The 2,424-nt window shown below is 76.1% G+C and carries 2 protein-coding genes and 1 pseudogene; 2 read left to right on the forward strand and 1 reads right to left on the reverse strand.

From position 1 onward, the window contains the following. Positions 1-190, forward strand: a 190-nt coding sequence (locus E1258_RS34185) for a hypothetical protein (RefSeq protein WP_207919913.1), incomplete at its 5' end; no start/stop codon positions are given. A gap of 23 nt (positions 191-213) precedes the next feature. On the opposite strand, the gene E1258_RS32030 is transcribed toward E1258_RS34185, so the two are convergent. Further along, complete coding sequence (locus tag E1258_RS32030) at positions 214-720, reverse strand: DUF402 domain-containing protein (RefSeq protein ID WP_132407646.1); 507 nt, start codon at positions 718-720, stop codon at positions 214-216. A 107-nt stretch (positions 721-827) separates the two neighbouring features. Here E1258_RS32030 and E1258_RS32035 point away from each other — a divergent pair. Beyond that, positions 828-2,424 (forward strand): annotated as a pseudogene (locus E1258_RS32035) (ATP-dependent DNA helicase); the annotation flags it as partial.

A 2,424-nucleotide genomic window follows, 5' to 3' on the forward strand; every position in this document is an offset into this window, starting at 1 on the left:
CCCGCAGCAACTCCCGCATCCCCGCGCCCTCGGGCGGCACGACGCCACGAACATCCCGGGCAGCACCTGCTCGCGCACCATCGAACCCGCTCATCACAGGATCATCACCCACCCGGTCCGCTCTCGCCCGTCGAGCGCCCTCCGGGGCCCGGCCTCGGCGGTGGCGGCCGACTGGCCGCCGCGCTGGTGACCGGCCGCGGGGCGGCGGCGGGCTCAGACCACCAGGGCCAGCCACTTCCGGTACGACGTGGCGAACGGCTCGCTGCCGTCGCCGAGCGCCCCCAGCAGCCAGCGCGACGCCGCCTCCGCCTCGACCACCAGGTCGTCCGGGTAGCCGAACTGCTCCCGGTGCTCGGCGAACTCGTCCTCGTCGCGCAGCTCGACCAGCCCGGTGCCCCGACGGCGCACCACATCCAGGTCGAGGTCGAACAGGTGGACCGTGTCGTCGCCCTCCCAGCGCACCGGGGTGGTGACGTCGCAGTAGACCTCGCTCGTGCGCGGCGGCGGGTTGAACATGCACGTCCACCAGGCGTGGTGCGGCACCAGCAGGACAAAGGGGATCTGCTCGACGGAGGGCCGGCCGTGGTAGATGGAGTCGGTGCCGGCCTGCACCCCGAGCCACACGCCAAGGTCGTCGGTGGCCAGATGGCGGGCCGGGTAGTCGCGGTGGGCGCTGCCGTCGTACTTGCGGTAGATCACGCGGACCACGTCGCTCGGCATGAGTCGCACCCTAGTCGATACCGCCCACCCGTCGCGCGGGGAGAGTAACAGGATCGACCCCGGAGGATTCCGTAGCGTGACCGCCCCGCCACGCGGGACGGGGGCGGACCGGTGTCGGCGGCGGCGGGTACCGTCGCACGGTGACTCCGCCGCGCACCGCTCCCGGTTCCGCTCTCCCCCGCAGTTCCGCCCGGCGGCGCGGCAAGCGGGCCGACGCCGGGGAGCTGCTCGCCGCGGCGGTCGGCGCGGTCCCCGGCGGCGCGGCCCGCCCCGGCCAGCAGCAGATGGCCACCGCGATCTCCGAGTGCGTCGCCTCCGGCGAGCACCTGCTGGTGCAGGCCGGCACCGGCACCGGCAAGTCCTTGGCCTACCTGGCCCCGGCCCTGACCGTGGACGGCCCGGTGGTGGTTTCCACCGCGACCCTGGCGTTGCAGTCCCAGCTCGTCGACCACGACCTGCCCCGGCTCGCCGACGCCGTGGAGCCGGTGCTCGGCCGCCGGCCGACCTTCGCCGTGCTCAAGGGCCGCCACCACTACCTCTGCCTAGCCCGGCTGGACAACGCGACCGAGGAGGAGCCGACGGACACCCTCTTCGACGCCGCCCCGCCCCGGCCGGGCGGCGGGGGCGGCGGGTGGCTCGGCGAGGCCGGGCGGCTCGGCAAGCAGGTCCAGCGGCTGCGCGACTGGGCGATGGAAACCGACACCGGCGACCGCGACGAGCTGGACCCGGGCGTCGACGACCAGGCCTGGCGGCTGGTGTCGATGCCGGCCCGGGAGTGCGTCGGGGCGTCCCGCTGCCCGTTCGGCGCGGAGTGCTTCGCCGAGGCGTCCCGGGCCCGCGCCCGGGAGGCCGACATCGTGGTCACCAACCACAGCCTGCTCGCCGTCGACATGATCGCCGGCCGGCACATCGTGCCACCGCACAAGCTGCTGATCGTGGACGAGGCGCACGAGCTGGCCGACCGGGTCTCCTCGGCGGCCCAGGCCGAGCTGGTGCCGGAGCTGATCGACCGGTCCACCCGGCGGGCCCGGCCGCTGCTGCGCCCAGAGATCGCCGAGCGGCTCACCGAGGCCGGCGACGCCCTCGCGGTCGGGCTGGCCGAGGTGCCTGCGGGCCGCCTCACAGCCGGGCTACCCGGCCCGCTGCGAGAGGCGTGCACGCTGCTCGACGCCGCCACCCGCGCCGCGCTGGACGCGATCGGCGAGGTCAAGTCCGACGACCCGGACCCGGTCCGCAAGCAGCAGGCCAAGGCCGTGCTGGACGAACTGTCCGCCACCGCCCAGCGGCTGCTGGAGGAGGCCGAGCACGACGTGGCCTGGGTGGAGAAGCCCGACAACGGCAGCCGCCGGGCCCTGGTGGTGGCCCCGCTCTCCGTCGCCGGCACCCTCGCCACCCACCTGTACGACGAGCGCACCGTCGTCGCCACCTCGGCGACGCTGGCGCTGGGCGGCCGGTTCGACACGGTGGCCCGGGCGCTGGGGCTGGACGCGCCGCCGCCCGCCCCACCGTCCCCGGCCGCCGCCGCACTGGCCGCCGCCACGGCCCGTGGGGACGGCCCGGTCGCCGCAGCCCCGGTCGCCACGGCCCCGGGCAGCCGCCCCGCCACCGGCACGGTGCCCGCCACCGAGGGGCCGGGCTGGCGGTCGCTCGACGTCGGCTCCCCGTTCGACTACGCCCGGCAGGGCCTCCTCTACGTCGCCGCGC

The sequence above is a fragment of the Micromonospora sp. KC207 genome, from assembly GCF_004348615.1.
In the GTDB taxonomy this organism is placed as follows: domain Bacteria; phylum Actinomycetota; class Actinomycetes; order Mycobacteriales; family Micromonosporaceae; genus Micromonospora.

Coding starts and splice junctions, on each gene's coding strand:
- E1258_RS32030 (WP_132407646.1), bottom strand. CDS start 720: ATGCCGAGCGACGTGGTCCGCGTGATCTACCGCAAGTACGACGGCAGC.